The following is a 23,893-nucleotide window of genomic DNA, read 5'->3' as shown; positions in this document are numbered from 1 at the left end:
AACGGGCCGGGCCGCGCGTGGACCGGGTGAGCGAGCTCGACACGGACTCGGCCGAGCTGGTGGACCGGCTGGTCCGGGTCGCCGGCACCGGTCTGCCCGGGATGCAGACGGCCGCCGGCCTGGTCTGCACGACCCGGCGGTTCTCGGCCGCCGGGGTGGTCGCGGAGCCCGAGGGCTGGAGCCTGCGCGGCACCGCGATCACGGTGCTGGGCGTGCGCCACCTCGACGAGGGCGGGCAGCGCCGGGTGCTGGGCGGCCGCACGGTCGCCGAGGTCTGCGGCATCCTGGTCGACCGCCTGCCGAGCACGAACTCGCCCGGAGACGCCGCGCTGGCCGTCTGGGCCGCGGCCGCCTGCGGGCATGACGGCGTGGGCGAGGCGCTGCGCCGCCTGGACGTGCTGGACGCCGGCCTCGGCGGCCGCCTCGTCGTCGACCTGGCCTGGACGGTCAGCGCGCTGGTCGCGGCGCGGGAGGTCGCGGACGTGGAGCGGCGGCTGGACCACGCCCGGACCCGGCTGCTCGGCTCGCGGACCGGCACCGGCGACCTGTTCGGACATGTCGCCGGGCCGGACCTGGTGACCCGCTACCGCCGGCACGTCGCGTCCTTCGCCGACCAGGCATACGCGATCCAGGCGCTGGCCCGGCTGCACGCCTCCGGTGGGGACGCGACCGCGCTGGCGGCCGCGGACCGGTGCGCGCGGCGGGTCAGCGCGAGGCAGGGGCCGGCCGGGCAGTGGTGGTGGCACTGGGACGTGCGCACCGGCGAGGTGATCGAGGGCTACCCGGTGCACAGCGCCCACCAGTACGCGCTGGCGCCGATGGCCCTGCTCGACCTCGCCGACGCCGGCGGCGAGGCGTACCCGGAGGAGATCCGGCGCGGGCTGTCCTGGCTCGTCGCCGCGCCGGAGGTCGACGAGCCGCTGGTGCTCGACGGTCCCGGCCTCATCGCCCACGGGGTCCACCGGGGCGACCCGGGCAAGCTCGTCCGCGGCGCCCGGACGCTCGGCTCCGCGGTCTCGCCGACGCTGCGGTTGCGGACCCTGGACCGGATCTGGCCCCCCACCACCGTCGATCGCGAGTGCCGCCCGTGGGCGCTGGGCTGGTTGCTCGACTGCTGGCTGACACCGCAGCGGACCGGCCGGCCCGCTCCGACCGCGCTTCCCGGCCGCTCCGGCTGAGAGCCGCCCGGGACGGGTCGTCGGGGCCCGTCCTCCCTGTCCGGTCAGGACACGACGTGCTGGAGGCACACAGTGACCATGTCCGTGGAGCCCGCGCTCCGCACCACCCAACTCGCCGGCGTCGAGCTGCACGCCCTCGACGAGGCCGGCACCATCGCGCACGTCATGTCCGCCCTCGAGATCGGCAAGGGCGGCTGGCTGGTCAACCCCAACGTCGACGTGCTGCGCCAGATCGAGCGCGACCCGCAGGTCCGGCGACTGGTCGGGCAGGCCACGCTCGTCGTCGCCGACGGGGCGCCGCTGGAGTGGGCGGCCCGGCTGGCCGGCACGCCGCTGCCGCCGCGGGTGCCCGGTTCCACCCTGATCTGGTCGCTGTCCAAGGCGGCGGCCCGCAGTGGTAGATCGATTTTCCTGCTCGGCGGGGCGCCCGGTGTGGCCGAGCGGGCCGTGGCCGCGCTGACCGAGGACGTGCGCGCGGCCGGCGCGCCGGAGCTGCGGGTGGCCGGGACGCACTGCCCGCCGCTGGGCTTCGAGAACGACCCGGCCGAGCTGGCCGCGATCCGGGCCGCGCTGGCCGCGGCTCAGCCGGACATCGTGTTCTGCGGGCTCGGCTTCCCCAAGCAGGAGAAGCTGATCTCCTGGCTGGTGGACGAGTTCAGCGGGACCTGGTTCATCGGCTCCGGGGCGAGCCTGGCCTTCGCCGCGGGCGAGGTCGCCCGGGCCCCGCAGTGGCTGCGCCGCATCGGCGCGGAGTGGGTCTTCCGGCTGGTCAGTGAGCCGCGCCGGCTGGCCCGGCGGTACCTGGTGCACGACGCGCCGTACGCGCTGGGCCTGCTGGCCCGCAGCGCGCTGGCCGGGCGGCGCGCCCGGCGGTCATCGTGAGCCGCGTCGTGCGGTCCCGGGCGCCGCTGCGGCTGAGCTTCGCCGGCGGCGGCACCGACGTCTCGCCGTTCCCGGAGAACGAGGGCGGCGTCGTGCTCAGCGCGACGATCGACAAGTACGCGTACGGCTCGTTGACGCCGCGGCCGGACTCGCGGGTCAGCGTGCACTCGCACGACCTGGACATGTCGCTGGACTACGACCTCTCCGACATCCCCGACTTCGACGGGAAGCTGGACCTGGTCAAGGCGGCCGTCCGGCGGCTCGGCGGGGACAGCTCCGGATTCGACATGGTGCTGCGCTCCAACGCCCCGCCCGGGTCGGGTCTCGGATCCTCCTCGACGATGCTGGTGGCGCTGGTCGGCCTGCTGCGCGAATACCACCGGCTGCCGCTGACCGAGTACGAGATCGCGGACCTGGCGTACCAGGCCGAGCGGGAGGACCTGCAGATCCGCGGCGGGCACCAGGACCACTACGCGGCCACGTTCGGCGGCTTCAACTTCATCGAGTTCGGCGAGCGCGTGATCGTCAACCCGCTGCGGATCAAGGACTCGACGATGCACGAGCTGCAGCTGAACCTGATGCTCTGCTACACGGGCACCACCCGGCAGTCCTCCCGCATCATCGAGGACCAGACCGCCCGCGTCACCGGCGGCGACTCCGAGACCCTGGAGGGCCTGCGGGCGCAGAAGGAGCTCGCGGTCGCGATGAAGTCGGCGCTGCTGCGCGGCGAGCTGTCCGAGTTCGGCTCGATGCTGGGCGAGGCCTGGAAGCAGAAGAAGCGGATGTCGCCGCTGATCGCCACCGAGTTCATCGAGGAGGCGTACGACGTCGCGATGCGGGAAGGCGCACTGGGCGGAAAGGTGACCGGCGCGGGCGGCGGTGGCTACATCCTGTTCTACTGCGACTTCACCCGCCAGCACCGGCTGGCCGAGGCGCTGACCCGGATGGGCGGCGTCGTGACACCGTTCGCGTTCGAGCCGAGAGGGCTGACGACATGGCGGGCGTGACCGAGGGCGAGGCGCTGCTGCGGCAGCGGGTGACCGACAGCCTGCAGGCCAAGCAGCGGCTGCTGGAGTCCGACGCGGTGCGCGCCACCGCGGAGGCGGCCGAGCTCGTCGTGCGCGCGCTGAGCGGCGGCGGCAAGGTGCTGTTCTTCGGCAACGGCGGCTCCGCCACGGACGCCGGGCACCTCGCGGCCGAGCTGCTCGGGCGCTTCTACCTGGAGCGGCGGCCGCTGGCGGCGGTGAGCCTGGCCGACAACACCGCCGCGATGACCGCGATCGGCAACGACTACTCGTACGAGGAGACGTTCTCCCGGCAGGTGCGGGCGCTGGGACGGCCCGGGGACGTCGCGGTCGGACTGTCCACCAGCGGCAACTCCCCCAACGTGGTGCGCGGGCTGGAGGCGGCGGGCGCGGCCGGGCTGGCGACGGTGGTGTTCACCGGGGCCGGTGGCGGAAAGCTGTCCGGACTGGTGGACGTCTGCGTCCGGGTTCCGACCGACGACACGCCCCGGGTGCAGGAGCTGTGCATGCTGCTCGGCCACACCCTCTGCGAGATCGTCGAGCGGGACCTGGCCGGGTCTTGATCCGGACCGCGTTCCTCGACCGGGACGGCACGCTCAACGTCAAGGCGCCCGAGGGTTCCTACGTCACGTCGCCGGACGCCGTGGTGCTGCTGCCCGGCGCCGGTTCGGCGGTGCGGCGGCTGAACGAGGCCGGCGTCCGGGTGGTGCTGGTGACCAATCAGCGCGGCCTCGCCCGTGGGCTGCTGACCCCGGCCGGGTACGCGGCGGTCGCGGACCGGCTGCGGGCGCTGCTGGCCGCCGACGGCGCCCGCCTGGACGCTTCGTACATGTGCCCGCACGAGGCCGGCTGCGACTGCCGCAAGCCGCGGCCGGGGCTGCTGCTGCGGGCGATGGCCGACGACCCGGGCATCTCGCCCGGCGGCGCGGTGCTGGTCGGCGACGCCGAGAGCGACGTCGCCGCCGGGATCGCGGCCGGGGTACGGACGGTGCGGCTCGGGCCGCCCGGGACGGCGACCGCGGCCGGCCTACTCCGGGCCGATCTGGCCGGTGCGGTCGACGAGCTGCTCGCCGGCGGGCTGCCGCCGGGTCACGTGACACCGGCCGCTGCGGCGGCGCCCGCGGCTCCGGCCGCGCACGCGGCTCCGGCTGGTGCGGCGGCACCCGCCGGCGAGCGTCGCTGATCCCGGCCCGCTCCGGCTGGCGCGGCCGCACCCGCCGGCGAGCGTGGCTGATCGCGGCCCGCTCCGGCGGCCCCACAGCAGCCGCCGGCGAGCGCCCACCGCTCGCCGGCGGTGACAGTCCCTACTGGGCCGGGTCGGGGATCGGGGTGAGGGTCGCCGCGTCGTCGGCGGCGGAGACGTGCACGGGCGGGTAGGGGGCGGTCCACTCGGCGCGGCGGCGCCAGGCCGCGCGCCAGCGCGGATCCCCCGCGGCGGCCGAGCGCAGCAGCACACCGGCCCGCAGCAGCGCCAGCCCGGCCGCGGCCCGGGGCCGGGCCCAGCTCGTCACCATCAGCGTGCGCCGGCCCCGCAGCAGCATCACCGTACGGTCCTCGCTGGTCGAGGACGCCCCCGCCTCGTGCTCGCTGACCGCGTCCGGGGTCACCGTCGGGCGCAGCCCGATCCGCCGGGCGCGCTCGGACAGGTCGACGTCGTCGCCGTACATGAAGAAGGTCGGGTCGAGGCCGCCGAGCCGGAGCCAGTCCGCCCGCCGCAGCAGCAGGAAGTAGCCGGTGACCGTGCCGACCTCGCGCACGCTGTCGCGCTCCCAGCCGCCGAGCGCCTCCGGGTCGAAGATCGGCGAGCCGCGCAACGCCGTGCTCAGGCCGGTGGCGAAGCAGGCCGTGCTCCACAGCGTCTGCCGGCCCCAGCAGGACCGCGGGTCGAGCGAGCCGTCCGGGTGCAGCGTCCGGCCGCCGACGGGACCGGCCTGCGGGTGCGCCTCGGCGAAGTCGACCGCGGCGTCGATCGCGTCCGGGTGCAGCACGGCGTCCGGGTTGACCAGCAGCACGTACCGGCCACGGGCGGTGTGCGCGGCGGCGTTGCAGCCGCGGGCGAATCCGAGGTTGACCGGGGAGGCGAGCACCCGGCAGCCGCCGGCCTCGGCGACCCGCTCGACCGTGTCGTCGGCGGAGGCGTTGTCGAGCACCACCACCTCGCGCGGATGCCGGGCGGTCGCGGCGTGCACGGACCGCAGCGCACGGCCGATGTCGGCGCCGTTGTTGTACGTGACGATGACGACCGAGACGACCGGCCCGTCCTGCGCCGCGGTCATGCGACCCGGGAGGACTCGTCGCGGGACCAGGTCCGGTCGCCCTCGCGCAGCAGTCGCCGGCCGCGCAGCCGCACCAGGACGTACACGGCCGCGTGCACCGGCACCGCGGGCCACACCCGGGGCGAGCGGGCCAGCAGCGCGAGCCGGCGGGCGATCCAGCCGAGGCCGCCCTTGTCCGCACCGGGTGCGGCCGGCGCCTGCTCGCGCAGCTCGCCGTTGCCGACCCGGGCCCGGGTCTGCACCCGGACCAGGTCCCGCAGCGTCGCCGGCGGGCGGACCACGCAGGTCGCGTCGTCGGCCCGGACCCGCTCGGCCGGGGCGAACAGGTTGCGGACGAACAGGTCGTCGGCGATCACGTCCGGGAAGTCGCCGAACCGGGCCCGGCCCGCGGCGGTCAGCGCGTAGACGCCGCCGGCCAGGGAGTCCCGCCCGTACGGCATCAGCTGCCAGATCGAGTAGTACGCGCGGACCGCCCGCGAGCAGCCGGTCGCGTCGATCGTGAGCCGGGGTGAGGCGGCCAGCGCGCCCCGGTCGGTGAGCGCGCGGGCCGTGGCCACCAGCGCCGGGTACGTCAGCTCGAGGTCGGCGTCGAGGAAGAAGCGCGGGAAGGCGGTCGCGGCGGCGTCCCCGGCGGTGAGCGCGCCGGCCTTGCCCGCCTCGGCCAGCTCGACCACGGTCGTGCCGGGCACGGCCCGGGCCAGGGCGGCGGTGTCGTCCGTGCAGCCGTTGGCCGCGACGACGACCTCCAGGCCGCCGGCCGGGGCCCCGTCGAGCAGGGTGCGCAGGCAGCGGCCGATCACGCCCGCCTCGTTGTGTGCCGGGATCACCACCGACGCCTGTACGGACACGTGCGGTTCCTCTCGTTCGCTCACTGGTTCAACCTTCTCGTTGTCGGTGGCATCTGGGGCACTGTGTTGGTGCCGGTGGTGTGGATGTCGCCGGTGCACCCCTGGTCCCCACCGGGCCATCACGGTCCTGAACCAGGCCGCTTGACACAGGGCTACTCATGCCTGCTCGTCGTCCGGGACGTCCCGGTAGGCGGTGCGCTCCGGCCAGCGGACGCCCAGCGCCTCGTCGCGGCCCCCGTCCAGCCGGGGCCGCCCGATCTGCATCGTCGGCTCGGCAACGCCGGTCGGATCCGGCCGCCGTCCCGGGGCCGTTCCCGCCGCCGGTGCCGGCCGGACCGTCTTCTCGGCGGGCGGCCGTTCCGGCCGGCGCAGGCGGATGGTCCTGTCGTCCACATCGAACCCGGTGGGGCGTCCGATGTGGACGGTGGGCTCGTCGGCGCCCGCCGGTGGTCGCGTGCGGACGGTCACCGGCAGGTGCAGCCGGACCGCGTCGGGAGCACGGGCCGGGACCGGGGGCCCGGCCTTCTCCTCGGCGACGGTGAAGCGCCACAGCGCTCCGGTCACGCCGAAGATCAGGAAGATGAAGTCCGCGTACATCGAGAAGCTCAGCGCGTCGAAGGTCGCGAACGACAGCGTCATGCCGAGCAGCACGCCGGCCAGCGCCTGCCCGAGGTGCCGGGTCGCCGGGTCGGTGCTGCGCCGCCGGATCCCGCGGGCGGTGAAGAACACGATGGCCAGCGTGATCAGCGTCGTGGCCAGCCCGACGTAGCCGGCCTCCACGACGATCGAGAGGTACTGGTTGTCCAGCACCCGGTCGTACACGCTGGGCAGGAAGGTGCGGAAGCCCATGCCGACCCACGGCGAGTCGTGGATGTAGCCGTACACGGCCGAGTAGTCCTCGGTGCGCGCCTTCGTGCTGGAGTCGCTGTTCAGCAGCAGGAACAGGTTGGCGATCGTGCCGACGAGCCCCGGCACGGCCACCCGCATCGCGGCCAGGAAGACCCCGCCGGCCAGCAGCATCCGGCGGCGCACCCGGCCCGGCCAGACCGGGACCATCAGCAGCAGCGCCGCGCCGGTGGCGATCACCGCGGACCGGGAGATCGCCAGCATGATCGCGACCGCGATCAGCCCGACCGGCGTCCACCGGGCGGTGATCGACCGGTGCCGGTCGTGCAGCGCGTAGTGCAGCGCGATCGGCAGCGTGCCCGCGAGCACCACGCCGAACTCGATCGGGTGGCTGGCGGTGCCGGCGACCCGGCGCAGCGACGCCCGGTCCTGGATGAAGCTGGCCGCCGAGTTCACCGACAGCCCCGGGATCCGGATGTACGCGGCGATGTCCAGGTCGATCGCGAACTGCAGCAGCCCGACCACGGCGAGCGCGGCGGCGGCCCAGGTGAGCCGGCGCAGCAGCGTGTCCAGCCGCTCGCGGGTCCGGATGCCGTCCGCGGCGACCAGCGCGACGCCGGCCCAGGACAGCAGGCTCAGCAACGAGCGGTCGGCGCTGGAGATCTCCGGGTTGCTGATGATGCGCACCATGGCGTGCGCGTAGCTGAGCAGGATGCCGACGGCGAACACGACCAGCGCGACCCGGATCGGCTGCAGGCCGCGGGCCACCCCGAGCCGCGGCACCAACCGGGCCAGCGCCCACCAGCCGAACGCGAGCATGCCGAAGACGTTGGCGGGCGAGCCGGCCGCGCCGAGCGGCTCGAACACCAGCGTCGCGGGGATGCCGACGAGCAGCACCAGCTGGATGGTGAGGAACGTGACCGCGTCGTGCCGGGCGCGGCCGGCCCGGCGCGGCGGCGGATCCCGGCGCGGCTGCGGGCGAACGGCCGGGGGCGCGGGCGGGACGGCGGCCCGGGCCGGCGGCCTCGGCGGGGCCGGCCGGCGAACCGGCCGCACCGGCAGCTCGACCCCGGTCGCCGCGGCCAGCCGGAGGCGGCCCGCCCCGCCCGGCAGGACGAGCCGACCGGCCACGGCACCCAGCCGGGAACGTCCGGCGCGCAGGCCGGTCACGACGGCCGGCCGAGAGCGCCCGGCGGGCAGGCCCGCCGGGCGGGAACGCCCGAAGGACGGGAGGAGCGGGCCCATGGGGTGCTCAGACCGCGGAGGCGTCGGCCCTCGCCGACCGGCGGCGGGCGTCGTCGTACCCGTCGTCGCGGCGCCGGTCGACCAGGCCCTCGACCAGGAAGGCCAGGTAGATGCTGGCCCCGACGCCGAGCACGAGGACCACCAGCATCGCCCGGATCCGGCTGCCGTTCTGCGGGATCGGCGGGCTCGGCGGGCTCAGCACCCGCGCGCTGACCTGGCCGCGTTCGGGCACGCCGCTCTGCCAGGTCGCCAGCTGCGCCGACGCCGTCGAGATCAGCAGGTCGACGCGCTTGCGCGCGTTCTCGGCCGAGACGTCCTCCGCGGAGAACGCGATCGAGCCGGTCTGGTCGATCGACGGCAGCACCTCGTACTTGCCGGGAAGCCCGGCCGCCTGGACCTTCAGGACCGTCTCCGGCGCCAGCAGCTTCTGCGACAGCAGGGAGCCCAGGGCCGGCAGCGAGTACGACGCGACGTACGGGTTGACCGGAGCGTTCGGGTTCGCCGCGGAATTCACCGGGCCGTTCTGGACCAGCACGACGCTGGCCTTCACCTGATACTGGGCCGGGATCGCGACGACGAGCAGCACCTGTGCCACCGCGGTCAGCACCAGCATCGGCAGCACGACGTACCAGCGGCGCATGAGCACCCTGGCGGAGTCCACCCAATACATCAATATCCCCCCGGGGACCCCGACGTGCGACCCGGCCAGGCTTCTCCCCGGACGGTCGATGGCACCGGACCCCTGACCTCGGATCCTACAGGCGCGACCTCGGCGGCCGGCCGGTTCGGCGGTATTAGTGGCGGTCGTGACACGTGCCCGCGGGCGTGCCTGCCCGGCCGCCGCCCGCTTTCCCGGCCACGGAGGTCGGCGAACGAGCGGGCGGTGAGGAACGGCCGCTCGAACACGAGGAAGAACAGGTAGCAGAACCCGAGCACGACCGGGACGAACGCCAGCAGCACGCCGTACGTGCCGAGCGCGGGCAGCTCGAGCGGGCGGGCCACGTACAGCGTCAGTGCCTCCAGCACCGGCGCGTGCACGAGGTAGATGCTGTAGGAGAACAGTCCCAGCCGCAGCAGCGGGCGGGAGCCGAAGAACGCGCGCAGCGGCGCGGCCAGCCCGGCCGCCATCGTGGCCAGCATCCCGGCGGCGGCGGCGCCGACCAGCAGGTCGATCCAGAAGTAGTGCGCGACGACCGTGGGCGAGCCGGCCTTGGCCGCGTACCCGACGAAGGCGGCGAACGCGCCCGCGCTGCCGGCCGCGATCAGCCGGGTCACCCGCGGCGAGGGCGGCACGACCGTCACCCGGGCCGCGGCCACGCCGAGCACGAACAGCCCGAAGAACTGCGGCAGCAGCTGGTCCAGCCGGGCCAGCGCGCCGACCTCCTTGGCCGCGACGTGCACGACCAGCACGGCGACACCGGACAGCAGCACGGCCCAGCGCAGGCCGAAGCGGCGGGCCACCAGCAGCACCAGCGGGAAGACGAAGTAGATCTGCCACTCCAGCGCGATCGACCAGAACGTGCCGTTCGGCACCGGGGCGCCGATCACGTCCTGGACCAGCAGGCCGTAGACCGCGGCGGTCTTGGCCGTCACCACTTCGCCGCTGCGCGGTCCGTTGACCAGCGCGATCATGAGCATCGAGAAGACCAGCGCGGCCCAGTACGGCGGGAGGATCCGCCAGACCCGGCGCCGCAGGAACTGCCGCAGGCCGCCGCGCAGGGCCCAGTCGTGCCGGGCCGGCGCGAGGCCGAGCGAGAAGCCGGACACGACGATGAACACGGCGACGGCGAGGTGTCCGTACAGGGCCCAGCCGAGCCACCACGGGCCGAGGTTCTCCGGGAAGTACGGCCAGGACGCCAGCCAGATGTGGTGCAGCACGACGAAGCAGGCGGCGGCGCCGCGGACGCCGTCGATCCAGGGCACCCGGTTGGGACGGTGCGCCGGCTCCGCCGCCACCGGCAACGCCTCCGCCGCCACCGTCACCGGCAGCTCCGCCTCGGTCGCCCCACCCCGGTGCGCCCCGGCCCGCACGCCCGACGCGGTCGGCGGGACGGCGGGGACGGGACCGGAGGGATGCGGCTCGGCCGCCCGGAGGGCGACCGGCGGGAGCGCGACCGGCGGGAGCGCGGTGGTGCGCGGGCGGGGCAGCTCGGTGGTCATCGCGGCACTCCGGACAGCGTGCCGGTGATCGCCTCGACGACGATGCGGCCGGGCTCGCCCCAGTCGGTGCCGCGGACGCTCGCCGCGGCCTCGGCGGCGCCGGACCCGCCGCGGGAGACGACCGAGGACAGCGCGTCCGCCAGCGCGTGCGGCGTCGGCGGGGCCCAGCGAACGTGCGGGTTGTCCAGCACCCGCCGGTTGTGCGGGGCGTCGTTGACGACCGGCACCGCGCCCGCGGCCAGCAGCTCCCACGGGATCAGCGACACGTTCGTCAGCGACAGCGACAACCCGGCGACACAGCGGTTGTAGAGCGCGTTGAGCTCGGCCGGGCTGACCGTGCCGTGCACCGTGGCCGGGAACGGCAGCCCGGTGACCCGGTCGCCGAACAGGTGGATCTCGGTCGAGGGATGCCGCCGCGCGAACTGCTCCAACGCCAGCACCCCCAGCCCGTACGCGCGCCGCGGCGTCCCCGGCCTGGCGTAGAAGACGACCGCGGGCCGGGACCCGGTGTTGTCGTAGTGGTAGACGTCCAGGTCGGTGCCGAACGGGAACGCCGTGCAGTCCATCCCGAACCGGGAGGCCAGTGTCTCGGCCAGCCACGGCCCGGCGGTGATCCCCCGGAACCCGAACCGGTACGTGTCCTCGGCCAGCACCCGCTCGGTGCCGTGCGGGTAGAAGTACGGCTCGTAGTCCTGCACGAGGTAGAACCGCTCGGCCGGGTGCACCGCGGCCCGGGTGGCGACCACGTGCGCGGTCGGCCAGGACGTCGCGACCACGCCGTCCGCGTCGGCCGGCACACCCGCGTCGATCCCGACGATCTCCGCCGCCAGGTACGGCCAGTGCGCCCGGATGACCTCGGCCTGCCGGGCCGGGTCCCCCAGCCAGCGGTCGTAGAGCACGAGCGTGCAGCGGTGCCCGGCCTGCTCCAGCGCCCGCACCATCCGGAACATCGTGGTGTGGCCGCCCGAGCCGGGCGCCGGCGGCGTGGTCACCCAGGCCAGGTGCAGCGGCCCGGTCACCGGGCGCCGGACCGGCCGCGGCGCCGGCGCGGTCGAGTCGGCCACGTCCCCCGGCAGGAGCGGGAAGTCCCCGTCGGTACGGGCGACCCGCGCCCGCGCGGCCCGCAGCACCCGGTCCGCGACCGCCGTCCCGCCCTCCTGCCGCGCGACCCGCCAGAGCTGCGCGGCCCGGCCCGCCGCCCGGGCTGCCGTCCCCGTCATCCGGTCTCCTCGATTCGGGTGATCCGGGCCGGGCGCGGCATCCGCAGCCAGGACCACGGCGAGAGCGCCTGGAACCGGCCGGGCAGCTGCGGCCCGACCACGGCCAGGTAGACGAGCACGCCGCCGGCCCCGCCGACGAGCAGCTCGGGCAGCGGGTGCGTGAACCCGAACCGCGCGGCCAGCGCGACCGCGGCGGTCGCGGCGGCGCCCAGCACCGGCCGGAGGACCACCCGCAGCAGCGGCCCGAGCGCGATGTCGTACCGGCGCAGCACGAGCAGGTACGCCGGCAGCACCAGGCCGAACGCGGCGATGAGGTGGCCGATGCCGATGCCGGGCAGCGCCCGGAGGTGCGCGCCCACCGGTAGCAGCACGCCCAGCGCGACCAGCCAGCCGAGCTGGATCAGCAGCACCAGCCGGGGTTTGCCGCGCGCGGTGAGGTAGTCGTAGCCGAGCTCGTGGAAGACCCGGAACAGGCCCAGCCCGGCCAGGAAGGCCAGCGGCAGCGCGGCCGGCACCCAGACCGACCCGTACAGGAAGTCGATCAGCGGGCGGCCGAGCACCGCGAGCAGCACGGCCACCGGGGCCGAGACCAGGACCAGCAGCCGGGTGGCGTCGACGAAGGCCGGGCCGGCCTGGTCGGGCCGGTCCCGCAACCGCCCGAACGCCGGCAGCGAGACGCTGCGCACCACGGTCGAGAACGCGGTCACCGGGAAGCTGGAGAGGTTGAACGCGATCAGGTAGTAGCCCAGCGCGACCGGCCCGAGCACGCCGGCCACGACGACGTAGTCGACGTTGAGCACGGCGAACGCGAGCGCGCTGGCGCCGGTCAGCGGCAGGCCGAAGGCGAGCAGGTCCTTCGCCACGGCCCGGTTCCAGCCCGGCCGGTACCGCTCGCGCGCGGCCAGCACGACGATCACCGCGGCCACCGCGTTGCCGGCCACCCGGGACCAGGCCAGCGCGAGCGCGCCGCCGCCGAGCGCGACACCGACGATCGCGACCACCGTGGACACCACGAAGTTCGCGGTGTCGGCGGCGAACCGGGTCCGTTGCTGGAAGTCGCGCTGCACGATCGCCGACGGCGCCGCCGACAGGCCGGCCACGAAGATGGCCAGCCCCAGCACCCGCAGCACGCCCGCCGCGGCCGGCGTGTGCAGGTGGTCGGCGATCGTCGGCGCGGTCAGCCAGATCGCGATCGTGAGCACCGCGCCGGACGCCCAGGACAGCGACGTCACCGTCGGCCCGATCGTCCGGCTGTCGCCGCGCCGGCTGACCAGCGCGACGGTGACGCCGAGCTCGCTGCAGCTGATCAGCACCGCGTACGCGATCAGCGCGGCGGCGAAGACGCCGTAGTCGTACGGGGTGAGCAGGCGGGCCAGCACGATGCCGACCACGACCTGGCCGGCCCGGCTGACCACGTTGTTGACGAAGCTCCACTTGAGACCGTGCTTGACCTGCCGGCCGAGCTCCTCGTCGACCGCGACGTCCACCGCCGCGGCGACGAGCGCCGGCCGGGACGCGATCGGCTGGGTCGGGTCGTCGGTGTAGACCAGCGTCTGGGTGACCTCGTCGATGCCGAACGGCAGTCCCGGCTCGGGCGCCCGGTGCCGCCCGACCCGGACGGACTCGAACGCGGTGCCCGGCGCGGCGTGCCGGCTCACACGCCCCGCCAGCGCCGGGAGAACCAGAACCACTGCACGGCGGCCCGCCGGCGCACGGCCAGCACCGCGACCGCCGGGTCCTTCAGCGCGCCGCGCCCCCGAAGAGCAGCCTGCTCCAGCGCCCGGTGCTCCGGGCTGTCCTTCGCCTCCGGCGCGACGGACAGCGCCCAGTCCGCCATCGCGTCGGCCGTCCCGGCGTCGCCGCCGCCCATCCGCAGCCGGGCCGCCCGCCACAGCGCGGTCCGGGCCAGCACCCGCGCCATCGTCCGCGCGGCCGCATCCTTGTCCGGGACCGACTCCCCGGGCTCGGCCAGGAACACCTCGAACGCCGCGTGCCGCTGCTGCAGGTCCGAGAGCTCCGCCGCGAACGACGTACGGGACATGCTGGCCTGGTGCACCCGGTAGTACGCCTGGTCCGGCCCGGTGACGATGCCGACGTCGCCGTGCGCGGCCAGCCGCAGCCACATCTCCAGGTCGCCCGCGTGCGGCAGGTCGGTCCGGTAGCCGCCGGCCGCGTGCTGCACGGACGTCCGCACCACGACCTCCGGGCTGGAGATCGTGTTGGTCGCCTTGCGCAGCCGGCGTTCGATCCAGCGCGGGCCGGGCTCGACCCGGGCCCGGGCCGGCGCCCGCCGCGGCCGGGGCGGCTGCCCGTCGAAGTAGCGGGAGAAGCCGTAGACGAAGCCGACCCGCGGGTGCGCCTCCATCAGCCGGGTGGCCCGCCCGAGCGCGCCCGGGGCGAGCAGATCGTCGGCCGACAGCAGCACCACGTAGTCGGTGTCCGCCGCGGTCAGGCCCTCGTTGTACGTCCGGATGTGGCCCTGGTTCTGCTTGTGCACGGTGACCCGGATCCGCGGGTCGGACGCCGCGATCGTCTCGGCGACCGCCCCCGACCCGTCCGGCGAGGCGTCGTCGATGACGTGCGCGACGACGTCGACCCCGGGCTGGCGCAGGATGCTGTCCAGGCACCCGGGCAGCAGGTGTCCGTAGTTGTAGCAGGGCACGACGACCGTGACCGAAGGGATGCCGGTCCGGACCTGCTCGGCGCGGGTCACCGCAGCGCGGACCGCAACTCGGCCGCCACCCGCTGCTGCTGTTCCGGGGTGATGCCCGGGAACAGCGGCAGCGACAGGATCTCCGCCGCGGACGCCTCGGCGCGCGGGAAGGAGCCCGGGCCGTGGCCGAGGTGGGCGAAGGGCGGCAACAGGTGCACCGGCGCGGGGTAGTGGATCCCGGCCCCGATCCCGGCCGCGTTGAGCGTCGTCAGCACCTCGTCCCGGCGCGGGACCCGCACCACGTACAGGTGCCAGACGTGCTCGTTGCCGGGTGCGGTGCGGGGCAGCGTGACCTCGGGCAGGTCGGCGAGCAGTTCCTCGTAGCGGGCGGCGGCGGCGCGGCGCAGCGCGTTCCAGCCGTCGAGGCGGGCCAGCTTGGCCGAGAGCACCACGCCCTGCAGCCCATCGAGGCGGGAGTTGACCCCGAACTCGCCGTGCTCGTACCGCCGTACACCGCCGTGGTTGCGCAGCGCCCGCAGCCGCCCGGCGACCTCGTCGGAGTCGGTGGTGACCGCGCCCGCGTCCCCGTACGCACCGAGGTTCTTGCCCGGGTAGAAGCTGGTCGCCGCGGCCACGCCGAAGGATCCGGAGGCCCGGCCGTCCTGGGTCGCGCCCTGCGACTGGGCCGCGTCCTCGACGACCACGACACCGTCGCCGGCCGCGTCGGCGACCGCCTTCATCGGGGCGACCTGTCCGTACAGGTGGACGGGGACGACGGCGCGGGTGCGCGCGGTGACGCGCGGCGCGACCGACTCCGGGTCGAGCAGGTGGTGCTCGTCGCAGTCCGCGAGCACGAGCTCGGCACCCGAGCGCAGCACGGCCTCGGCGGTCGCGACGAACGTGTTCGCCGGGATCACCACTTCGTCGCCGCGCCCGATGCCGGCCGCGCGCAGCGCCAGCTCCACCGCGTCGGTGCCGTTGCCGACGCCGACGCAGTGCCGGACGCCGGTGTAGCGCGCGTACTCCTGCTCGAACCGCTCGGCCTCCGGGCCGAGCACGAACGAGGTCGCCGCGAACACGCGCTCGAACCCGGCCCGGACCTCGTCCGCGACCTGCGCGTGCTGCCAGCCGAGGTCGACCAGCGGGATCGACGTGCTCATCGGACCCCTCCCGCGACGAGGCGGGCTTCCCCGAGCCGCTGCAGCACTCCCACGATCCGCTCCTGGTCCCCGTCGGTCAGCAGATGGTGCAGCGGCAGCACCAGCGAGGTGCGGGTGAGCCGCTCGGTCACCGGAAGAGGCCCGTGCGGGTGCCCCTGATACGCCGGCTCCAGGTGCGCGGCCATGATCCCGCGCCGGGGCGAGATGCCCTCGGCGTTCATCGCCGCCAGCACGTCGTCGCGGGAGGCCGGGAAGTCCGCGGCCAGCTCGACCCAGAACGACTGGTAGTTCGTGGTGCCGTACGCCGGGTCGGTCACCGCGCGCACACCCGGGACCGCGGCCAGCAGCTCCTGGTAGCGCGCCGCCCTGGCCCGCCGGTCGGCCACCAGACCGTCCAGTTTGGACAGCTGCACCAGCCCGACCGCGGCCTGGATGTCGGTCATCCGGTAGTTGAACCCGACCTCCAGGTACGCCTCCAGCACCGGCTTGCCGGCCGTGTGCCGGTCCGCGGCGCTGACGTTCATGCCGTGCTCGCGCAGCCGCCGCAGCCGGGCCGCGAGCTCGGCGTCGTCGGTGGTGACCATCCCACCCTCGCCCGTGGTGAGCAGCTTGCGCGGGTGGAACGACCAGGCCGCCAGCCCGGCGCCGGCTCCGACCGGACGGCCGCGGTAGGTCGAGCCGGCCGCGCAGGCGGCGTCCTCGACCACCGTCACCCCGTACGGGTCGAGGACCGCGCGCAGCGCGTCGACGTCGGCGGGCACGCCGGCCTGGTGCACCGCGATGACCGCCCGGGTCGCGGGTGTCCGGACAGCCTCCACCGTCTCCGGCGTGAGGTTTCCGGTGAGCGGGTCGACGTCGGCGAAGACCGGCGTCGCACCGGTGTAGACCACGCAGTTCGTCGTCGCGATGAACGAGAACGATGGCACGATCACCTCGTCGCCCGGCCCGAGGCCGAGCACGTGCAGAGCGAGGTGCAGGCCGGTGGTGCAGGACGAGACGGCCACGCCGTGCGCGGCCCCGACCCGCTCGGCGAAGGCGCGCTCGAAGGCCGCGACCCGCGGCCCCTGCGCCACCCACCCGGAACGGACGGCCGCCGCGGCTGCCTCGGCTTCGTCCTCACCGAGGCAGGGCAGCATGACCGGGATCGAACTGAAAGACACGGTTCCCCCTTGGACACCCACGGACGACCCCCCGCCCGCGTACCCCAGTCTCCCGGTTCACGCCTGGTGATCGGGTGCGAACCGGAGAAATTGCGGCGGAGTTCACCGATGGACGGTCCTGTACGGGTCGTACAAACATGTCCCCTTACAGCGCTCCGTGCGGTCCGACTTACCCATTGTGACCGTCGGTCGCGGATCGTCATACGACCTGCTAGAAACTTCGCCGACAAGCCCGAAGGTTCGCGGCCACCCCCGGCCACGACAGAGGAGCCTGCACCATATGAAGCGTGTCGTAGCCCTGACGACGGCGGCGGTGGTGGTCGGTGCCACTGCCGGCGTCACCGCCGCGGTGGCCCTGCCCGGGGCCGAGCAGCCGAGGATCCAGTCGCTCTACACCGGCGCCAGCCCGTCCGGGCAGGTGGACGGCGACCGGCAGGCGGTGACCGTCGGTGTGGTCTTCAGCACCGCGAAGAACGGCACGGTCCGCGGGGTGCAGTTCTTCCGCGGCAGCGCGCAGAGCCGCCCCTCGGCCGTGACCCTGTGGTCCACCGGCGGCAAGCGGCTGGCCACCACGCGGGCCGCGGCCGGCCAGGGCTGGGTGAGCACCACGTTCGCCACGCCGGTCCCGGTCACCGCCGGCACCCGGTACGTCGCGAGCTACTTCACCGACCGCGGCAGCTACAACTCCGACGACGCCAGCCTCGCCGCCGCCCGGACGGTCGGTGACCTGGCCGTTCCGGCCCGGGCCGGCGTCTACCGGTACGGCGCGGCGGAGGCCTTCCCGCGGCAGCGGTATGCCGCGTCCGAGTACTTCGTCTCCCCGCTGTTCGCGGCCTCCGGCGACACGGCCCCGGCGCCGACCACGACGCCCGCGCCCGCCCCGTCCGCGACGACGACCGCGCCGGGTGCGCCCTCGATGTCACCGGTGTCGCCGACCGCGAAGCCGACCACGCCGGCCCCGACGACGCCGAGCGGGAGCGCGACCGGCGCTCCCCCGGCCGGTGCGCTGCCGCACGACCCCGCGTACGTCGGCCCGGACTACTACGCGAAGTGGAAGACCAGCTTCCCGACCGACCCGGGCTTCTTCCCGGTCAGCGTGTTCGACCAGACCCCGCAGCGGCCGGACAAGGGTGCGACCGCGGCGGACTACCAGGCCTGGGGCGCGAACACGTTCGTCGGGCTCTACAACTACGGCGACTCGCCGTGGACCGCGCAGGCGCTGGCTGCCGCCAAGGCACAGGGCATGTACACCGTCGGCGCCGCCACCCCGGACGCGGACAGCTTCCCGGGCGGCTCGGCCAACCGCGGCAACATGATCCAGCCGGACGAGCCCGAGGGGAACGTCGCCGCCTCGACCTACGACGCGGACGCGCAGCAGGCCAAGCAGCAGGACCCGGAGCGGCCGACGTACGGCAACTTCACCAAGGGCATGGTGTACGCCGGCAAGACCGCTGACCTGCAGCTCTACTGCCGCAACATCGACATCACCTCGACCGACATCTACGGCTACACCGACCCCTGGGAGGCCGGCGGCCCGCACTCCGGCGCCTGGGTCTACGGCCTCGGCATCGACCGCCAGCAGCAGATGTGCCCGGGCAAGGCCGCGTGGGGCTTCGTCGAGACGACCCGCCCGTTCTCCGGCAACAACGACCGGATCACCCCGGACGAGGCCGAGCAGGCCGTGTTCAACGTGCTGGTCCACGGCGGCCGCGGTGTGGAGTACTTCATCCACGACTTCGACGGCGGCGGCGGTGAGTACGCGGTGCTGACCGACGCGGCGGCCGTGCCGGTGAAGACCCGGCTGGCCTCGGTGAACTCCTGGATCAAGACCAACGCGCCGGCCCTGAACGCGCCGACCGTCGCCGGGGTCACCGTCACCTCCTCGACCGCGGTGCCCGGCACCGTGCTGGCGAAGGACGTCGGCGGCAAGCTCTGGATGCTGGCCCAGGCCGACGGCAACGAGTCGCACACGATGTCCGGTGCGACCGACCTGACCGTCAAGGTCCCGGTGCCGGACGGCACGGTGATCGACGTGGTCGGCGAGGGCCGCTCGCTCACCGTCAAGGGCGGCACGATCACCGACCACTTCGGGGCGTACCAGCACCGGGTGTACCAGGCGCGGTGACCGCGCTCCTGCTCATCGGGGCGGGCGGCTTCGCGCGGGAGACCGCCGAGGCCGCCCGCGCCGCTCACCTCGAGCTGCTCGGGCATCTCGACGACGACCCGGACCGCTGGAACACCGCCGTCGACGGGGTCCCGGTGCTCGGCGGCTCGGCCGAGGTCGCGGCGTACCCGGACGCGGCGGTCGTGGTCTGCACCGGCAGCCCGCGCGACTTCGACAGCCGGCGGCGGATCACCGGGCGGCTCGCCCTCCCCCGCGACCGGTACGGACAGGTTCTGCACCCGTCCGCCGTCGTCGCGTCCACCGCGACCGTGGGCCGCGGCACCGTCCTGCTGGCCGGCGTCGTCGTCACCGCGGCCGCGTCGGTCGGCGACCACGTCGCGGTGATGCCGCAGGTGGTGATCACCCACGACGACGTGGTCGAGGACTTCTGCACGATCGCGGCCGGCGTCCGGCTCGGCGGCGGGGTCCGGCTGGAGCGCGGCGCGTACGTCGGGTCGGGCGCCCTGGTCCGCGAAGGGGTCACCGTCGGGGCCGGCGCGCTGATCGGGATGGGGTCCGTCGTGACCCGGGACGTGCCGGCCGGTGCGGTCTGGGTGGGCAACCCGGCCCGCCCGCTGAGATGAACACCACGCCACGGACGGGTGCGGCCTCGCCGTTCCGCTGACGCGGGGGCCCCGGTTCGGGCAGGATTGCCGCATGGGGGGAAATAGTCGTTCGACCGTGCCCGCATCCCGGCCGCTGGGCGTCGCTGTGATCGGCGCCGGCTACTGGGGTCCGAACCTGCTGCGCAACTTCCAGGCATCGCCGTCGTTCCGGCTGCGCTGGCTGTGCGACCTGGACGAGGAGCGATCCCGCCGGGTGCTCGGCTCGTACAGCACGGTGGAGACGACGACCCGGCTGGCCGACGTGCTCGCCGACGAGGAGGTCGACTGCGTCGCGGTCGCCACCCCGGCCGGCACCCACCACGAGATCGTGCTGGCGGCGCTGGCCGCCGGCAAGCACGTGCTGGTGGAGAAGCCGCTGGCGACCACGTTCGCGGCCGGCCAGGAGATGGTCACCGCGGCGGCCGAGCGCGGGCTGGTCCTCATGTGCGACCACACGTACTGCTACACGCCCGCGGTCGGGAAGATCCGCGAGCTGGTGCACAGCGGCGAGCTCGGCGAGGTGCACTTCATCGACTCGGTCCGGATCAATCTCGGGCTGGTCCAGCGGGACGTCGACGTGCTCTGGGACCTCGCCCCGCACGATCTGTCCATTCTGGACTTCGTGCTGCCGGACGGGGTGCACCCGCTGGCGGTCGCCGCGCACGGCGCCGACCCGATCGGCGCCGGGCACGCCTGCGTGGCGTACCTGACGCTGACCCTGCCCGGTGGCGCGATCGCGCACGTGCACGTGAACTGGCTCAGCCCCACGAAGGTGCGCACCACGATGGTGGGCGGGTCCAAGCGGACCCTGGTGTGGGACGACCTGCACCCCACCCAGCGGATCAGCGTCTTCGACCGGGGTGTCGATCTCACCCCGCGCGAGCAGCTCGGCGCGGACGAACGCAGGGAGGCCCTGGTGCAGTACCGCAGCGGCGACATGGTCGCCCCCGCGCTCCCGGAGCGGGAGGCGCTCCGCGAGGTCGTGGAGGAGCTGGCCGCCTCGGTCCGAGAAGGCCGGGCCCCGCGCACCGACGGCGCCGCCGGCCTGCGGGTGCTGGACATCCTCGAGGCCGCCTCCCGCAGCCTGGAGTTCGCCGGCTCGGTCGTGCCGCTGCGGAGCGCCCGATGAGCGGGCAGCCGTTGACCGGCCAGCGCGTCCTCGTGACCGGCGGGGCCGGCACGATCGGCTCGAACCTGGTCGACCTGCTGGTCGACGCGGGCGCCGAGATCACCGTGCTGGACAACTTCGTCCGCGGCCGCCGGGCCAACCTGGCCGCCGCCCTCGACCGGGCCCCGATCCGGGTCGTCGACGGCGACATCCGCGACGCCGCGCTGGTGCGTGAGCTGATGGACGGCGTCGACGTGCTGTTCCACCTGGCCGCGATCCGGATCACGCAGTGCGCCGAGGAGCCCCGGCTGGCGCTGGAGGTGCTGGTCGACGGCACCTTCACGGTGCTGGAGGCCGCGGTGGACGCGAAGGTGCGGAAGGTCGTCGCCTCGTCCTCCGCCTCCGCGTACGGCCTGGCCACGCAGTTCCCGACCCCGGAGACCCAGCACCCGTACGCGAACGACACGTTCTACGGCGCGGCCAAGGTCTTCAACGAGGGCATGCTGCGCAGCTTCACCGCCATGTACGGGCTGGACTACGTCGCGCTGCGCTACTTCAACGTGTACGGCCCCCGGATGGACATCCACGGGCTCTACACCGAGGTGCTCATCCGCTGGATGGAGCGCATCGAGAAGGGCGAGCCGCCGCTCATCTTCGGCGACGGCCAGCAGACGATGGACTTCATCCACGTGCACGACGTCGCCCGGTCCAACATCCTGGCCGCGCGGGCCGACGTCAGCGACGACGTGTTCAACATCGCCTCCGGCGTCGAGACCAGCCTGCTGGAGCTCGCCCAGGCGCTGCTGCGGGTGATGGGTTCCGACCTCTCGGTCGAGTTCGGGCCGTCCCGGGGCGTCAACGGCGTCACCCGGCGGCTCGCCGACACCTCGCGGGCGGCGGCGCTGCTCGGGTTCCGCGCCGAGGTGGACCTCGAGGAGGGCCTGCGCCGGCTGGTCGAGTGGTGGCGCGCCGAGCGCGACGCCGCCACCACCGGCTGATGACGACCACCGCCGCCCGCATCCACCCCAGCGCCGAGGTCGAGCCCGGCGCCGTGGTCGGTGCGGGCACGAGCGTCTGGCACCTGGCCCACCTGCGCTCCGGCGCGGTCGTCGGCGCCGACTGCAACCTCGGCCGCGGCGTCTACGTCGACGGCGACGTCGTCATCGGCGACCGGGTCAAGGTGCAGAACTTCGCCCTCCTGTACGAGCCCGCCCGCATCGGCGACGGCGTGTTCATCGGGCCGGCGGTCGTGCTGACCAACGACCTGTACCCGCGGGCCGTCACCCCCGAGGGGGCCCTGAAGACCGCGGACGACTGGCACGCCGTGGGCGTGACCCTCGAGGAGGGCTGCTCCCTCGGCGCCCGCAGCGTCGTCGTCCCCGGGATCACGGTCGGCACCTGGGCGATGGTCGCCGCGGGCGCGGTGGTGACCCGCGACGTCCCGGCGTACGCGCTGGTGGCCGGGGTGCCGGCCCGCCGCATCGGCTGGGTCGGCCGCGCCGGCAAGCGCCTCACCGACGCAGGCAACAACACCTTCGTCTGCCCCGACACCGGCGACCACTACCTCGAGTCGAACGGCACCCTGCACCCCGCCTGACCTGCCCCACATGCCCCTGCCAGCCAACCCGGGTCGGCGCGACCAATGGCTGACAAGCGAGCGGCCTCTGATTGTTGGCTCAGGGCTGTGCGGCCTCAGCATCGCCATCACGGCGGCCCGAAGTGGTCTCCGCGTCCAGTGTGTCGATAACGGTCTTCCGGGTGCATCCCTGGCTAACTTCGGGCAATTGCACTCGGGTGCTGTCTACGCGCCGGTTCTACCCGAAGTAGCTTCGGCCTGCTGGCAGTACCGGGACCGTTGGCGCGATCTGGCTCGACCGGCGCTGGCCGCTCGACCCCACGGCTACGCGCTATTCGACACTGCCGAATTGGAATCAAACACACTTTGAACACGCGACGGATCGCCTGGGGTCGGTACACTGGATCAGCGACACACTCTCTGACTTACTGGCTCGACGGCGATATGCTGGCCATCAGCCCCGACCTGAACGATGGCCGAGTGGGCCTACCCGGAATCAACGGACACTACGGGGCAAGCGAAACCGAGAACCAGCGGCTCAGAACCGCCCTCGACCGACGACATCTCGATCTGATCAACCATGCCCTGAATCTGCATTGGGGCACAGTGTGTGAGCAGCGCAGCGAGCACCACGGCATGGCACTGCACCGATCGAGTGCTCCTTGCCGTGCAGTAGATAGAAGACGGACGATCAACCGACGCCGATGGCGTCGCGGACCCGCTCCAGAACGGGGCTGGTCTGCTTGCGGGCCTTGTCCGCGCCGTGCGCCAAAAGGTCGTCCAATTCGCTGCCCGAATCCATCAAGGACTCGTAGTGGTCGCGCAGCGGTGCGAACCGGTTGTTCACCGCTTCGGCGAGTTGGGCTTTCACCGTGCCCCATCCCATGCCGCCGGCCAGAAGCTGGGCTCTGGTGTCCGCCACTATCTTCGGTTCGCCGAAACGCTCCAGCAGGCCGAAGACAACCGATGAATCCGGGTCTTTGGGTGATTCCACCGGGACGCTGTCGGTGGGGATGCGCCGAATCACTTTCCGCAGCTCGGCTTCCGGAGCGAACAACGGAATGATGTTGTTGTAGGACTTGCTCATCTTCCGGCCGTCGGTGCCGATCAGTGTGTGCGCCGAATTCTCCTGCGGGACGACCGGCGCCGGAATCTTGAACCGGTACCGATCGCCGTAGACGCTGTTGAACGCGCCCGCGATGTCCGCGGCGTACTCGACGTGCTGGAGTTGGTCACGACCGACCGGCACCACGTCGGCCTCGTTGATGAGGATGTCGACCGCCATCAGCACGGGATAGTTGAACAGGCCCATGTTGACGCCCGCGTCGAGATCGTCCCGGCCGGCCTCGCGGTTGCGGTCCCGCGCCGCCTTGTACGCGTGCGCGCGGTTCATCAGGCCCTTGCTCGTCAGGCAGGACAGCACCCAGGTCAGCTCGAACGTCTCCGGGATGTCCGACTGCCGATAGAGGATGGTTCGATCGGGGTCGAGTCCCGCGGCGAGCCAGGTCGCGGCCACCGACCGGGTGTAGTGCCGCAGCAACGTCCGGTCCCGGACCGTGGTCAGTGCGTGGTAATCGGCGATGAAGTAGACCGACTGGTAACTGTCCGCGAGATCGAGCGCCGGAAGAATGGCCCCGATGTAGTTGCCGAGATGCGGCTCACCCGTGGGCTTGATGCCCGTCAACGAGACCTTGCGCGCCGTCGCGCCCATGGGTCGAGGCTACCGGTCCGCCGCTCCCGCATTCTGCCGACCGGCGTTGGCCGGATTCCATGAAAGATGCTGCGAT

At 73.9% G+C, this 23,893-nt stretch carries 21 protein-coding genes; 10 read left to right on the top strand and 11 right to left on the bottom strand.

Annotation, left to right across the window (positions count from 1 at the left end):
• Positions 1–26 precede the first annotated feature (26 nt).
• The 5 genes from VGP36_21080 to VGP36_21060 all read left to right on the top strand — a co-directional run bounded on the left by VGP36_21080 (position 27) and on the right by VGP36_21060 (position 4,268).
• On the top strand, positions 27–1,178 hold the full coding sequence (locus tag VGP36_21080; GenBank protein HEV7657203.1) for a hypothetical protein: 1,152 nt from the start codon (positions 27–29) through the stop codon (positions 1,176–1,178).
• 78 nt (positions 1,179–1,256) lie between these two features.
• Complete coding sequence (locus tag VGP36_21075; protein ID HEV7657202.1) at positions 1,257–2,060, top strand: WecB/TagA/CpsF family glycosyltransferase; 804 nt, start codon at positions 1,257–1,259, stop codon at positions 2,058–2,060.
• A complete protein-coding gene (locus VGP36_21070; protein HEV7657201.1) occupies positions 2,057–3,067 on the top strand; it encodes a GHMP kinase in 1,011 nt (336 codons plus the stop codon). The genes VGP36_21075 and VGP36_21070 overlap by 4 nt, the downstream gene beginning before the upstream one ends.
• Positions 3,055–3,648: an SIS domain-containing protein gene (locus VGP36_21065; protein ID HEV7657200.1), complete on the top strand. Its 594-nt coding sequence runs from the start codon at positions 3,055–3,057 to the stop codon at positions 3,646–3,648. The genes VGP36_21070 and VGP36_21065 overlap by 13 nt, the downstream gene beginning before the upstream one ends.
• The gene (locus VGP36_21060; protein ID HEV7657199.1) at positions 3,645–4,268 is read left to right on the top strand and encodes an HAD-IIIA family hydrolase; all 624 of its coding nucleotides are present in this window, start codon (positions 3,645–3,647) and stop codon (positions 4,266–4,268) included. The genes VGP36_21065 and VGP36_21060 overlap by 4 nt, the downstream gene beginning before the upstream one ends.
• A 121-nt stretch (positions 4,269–4,389) precedes the next feature.
• On the opposite strand, the gene VGP36_21055 is transcribed toward VGP36_21060, so the two are convergent.
• The 10 genes from VGP36_21055 to VGP36_21010 all read right to left on the bottom strand — a co-directional run bounded on the left by VGP36_21055 (position 4,390) and on the right by VGP36_21010 (position 16,653).
• Positions 4,390–5,361, bottom strand: coding sequence for a glycosyltransferase family 2 protein (locus VGP36_21055; protein HEV7657198.1), 972 nt, complete (start codon positions 5,359–5,361; stop codon positions 4,390–4,392).
• The gene (locus VGP36_21050) at positions 5,358–6,233 is read right to left on the bottom strand and encodes a glycosyltransferase (protein ID HEV7657197.1); all 876 of its coding nucleotides are present in this window, start codon (positions 6,231–6,233) and stop codon (positions 5,358–5,360) included. The genes VGP36_21055 and VGP36_21050 overlap by 4 nt, the downstream gene beginning before the upstream one ends.
• A 132-nt stretch (positions 6,234–6,365) precedes the next feature.
• Positions 6,366–8,186 (bottom strand): O-antigen ligase family protein, encoded by a 1,821-nt coding sequence (locus tag VGP36_21045; GenBank protein ID HEV7657196.1) that lies wholly within the window; start codon positions 8,184–8,186, stop codon positions 6,366–6,368.
• A 121-nt stretch (positions 8,187–8,307) separates the two neighbouring features.
• Positions 8,308–8,961, bottom strand: a complete 654-nt coding sequence (locus VGP36_21040) for a hypothetical protein (protein HEV7657195.1) — start codon at positions 8,959–8,961, stop codon at positions 8,308–8,310.
• 8 nt (positions 8,962–8,969) lie between these two features.
• Complete coding sequence (locus tag VGP36_21035) at positions 8,970–10,460, bottom strand: acyltransferase family protein (protein ID HEV7657194.1); 1,491 nt, start codon at positions 10,458–10,460, stop codon at positions 8,970–8,972.
• A complete protein-coding gene (locus tag VGP36_21030) occupies positions 10,457–11,680 on the bottom strand; it encodes a hypothetical protein (GenBank protein HEV7657193.1) in 1,224 nt (407 codons plus the stop codon). The genes VGP36_21035 and VGP36_21030 overlap by 4 nt, the downstream gene beginning before the upstream one ends.
• Positions 11,677–13,338 (bottom strand): lipopolysaccharide biosynthesis protein, encoded by a 1,662-nt coding sequence (locus tag VGP36_21025; protein ID HEV7657192.1) that lies wholly within the window; start codon positions 13,336–13,338, stop codon positions 11,677–11,679. Before VGP36_21025 ends, VGP36_21030 begins: the two co-directional genes overlap by 4 nt.
• Positions 13,335–14,393 carry a glycosyltransferase family 2 protein gene (locus VGP36_21020; GenBank protein ID HEV7657191.1) on the bottom strand — a complete coding sequence of 353 codons (1,059 nt, stop codon included), beginning with the start codon at positions 14,391–14,393 and terminating at the stop codon, positions 13,335–13,337. Before VGP36_21020 ends, VGP36_21025 begins: the two co-directional genes overlap by 4 nt.
• Entirely contained in the window at positions 14,390–15,493 is a 1,104-nt protein-coding gene (locus VGP36_21015; GenBank protein HEV7657190.1) for a DegT/DnrJ/EryC1/StrS family aminotransferase, read from the bottom strand. The genes VGP36_21020 and VGP36_21015 overlap by 4 nt, the downstream gene beginning before the upstream one ends.
• Positions 15,490–16,653, bottom strand: a complete 1,164-nt coding sequence (locus VGP36_21010) for a DegT/DnrJ/EryC1/StrS family aminotransferase (GenBank protein ID HEV7657189.1) — start codon at positions 16,651–16,653, stop codon at positions 15,490–15,492. The genes VGP36_21015 and VGP36_21010 overlap by 4 nt, the downstream gene beginning before the upstream one ends.
• A gap of 280 nt (positions 16,654–16,933) precedes the next feature.
• On the opposite strand from VGP36_21010, the gene VGP36_21005 reads away from it, so the two are divergent.
• The 5 genes from VGP36_21005 (at position 16,934) to VGP36_20985 (ending at position 22,127) form a co-directional block, all read left to right on the top strand.
• Complete coding sequence (locus tag VGP36_21005) at positions 16,934–18,778, top strand: DUF4082 domain-containing protein (GenBank protein ID HEV7657188.1); 1,845 nt, start codon at positions 16,934–16,936, stop codon at positions 18,776–18,778.
• A complete protein-coding gene (locus tag VGP36_21000; protein ID HEV7657187.1) occupies positions 18,775–19,401 on the top strand; it encodes an acetyltransferase in 627 nt (208 codons plus the stop codon). Before VGP36_21005 ends, VGP36_21000 begins: the two co-directional genes overlap by 4 nt.
• 97 nt (positions 19,402–19,498) lie before the next feature.
• Complete coding sequence (locus tag VGP36_20995; GenBank protein HEV7657186.1) at positions 19,499–20,551, top strand: Gfo/Idh/MocA family oxidoreductase; 1,053 nt, start codon at positions 19,499–19,501, stop codon at positions 20,549–20,551.
• A complete protein-coding gene (locus VGP36_20990; protein ID HEV7657185.1) occupies positions 20,548–21,528 on the top strand; it encodes an SDR family NAD(P)-dependent oxidoreductase in 981 nt (326 codons plus the stop codon). Before VGP36_20995 ends, VGP36_20990 begins: the two co-directional genes overlap by 4 nt.
• Positions 21,528–22,127 carry an acyltransferase gene (locus tag VGP36_20985; GenBank protein HEV7657184.1) on the top strand — a complete coding sequence of 200 codons (600 nt, stop codon included), beginning with the start codon at positions 21,528–21,530 and terminating at the stop codon, positions 22,125–22,127. Before VGP36_20990 ends, VGP36_20985 begins: the two co-directional genes overlap by 1 nt.
• A 670-nt stretch (positions 22,128–22,797) precedes the next feature.
• Here VGP36_20985 and VGP36_20980 read toward each other — a convergent pair.
• Positions 22,798–23,817, bottom strand: a complete 1,020-nt coding sequence (locus VGP36_20980) for a tryptophan--tRNA ligase (protein ID HEV7657183.1) — start codon at positions 23,815–23,817, stop codon at positions 22,798–22,800.
• Between the last annotated feature and the right edge of the window lie 76 nt (positions 23,818–23,893).

Source organism: Mycobacteriales bacterium, assembly GCA_035995165.1.
In the GTDB taxonomy this organism is placed as follows: domain Bacteria; phylum Actinomycetota; class Actinomycetes; order Mycobacteriales; family CADCTP01; genus CADCTP01.
This window is presented reverse-complemented; position numbering and strand designations above follow the sequence as displayed.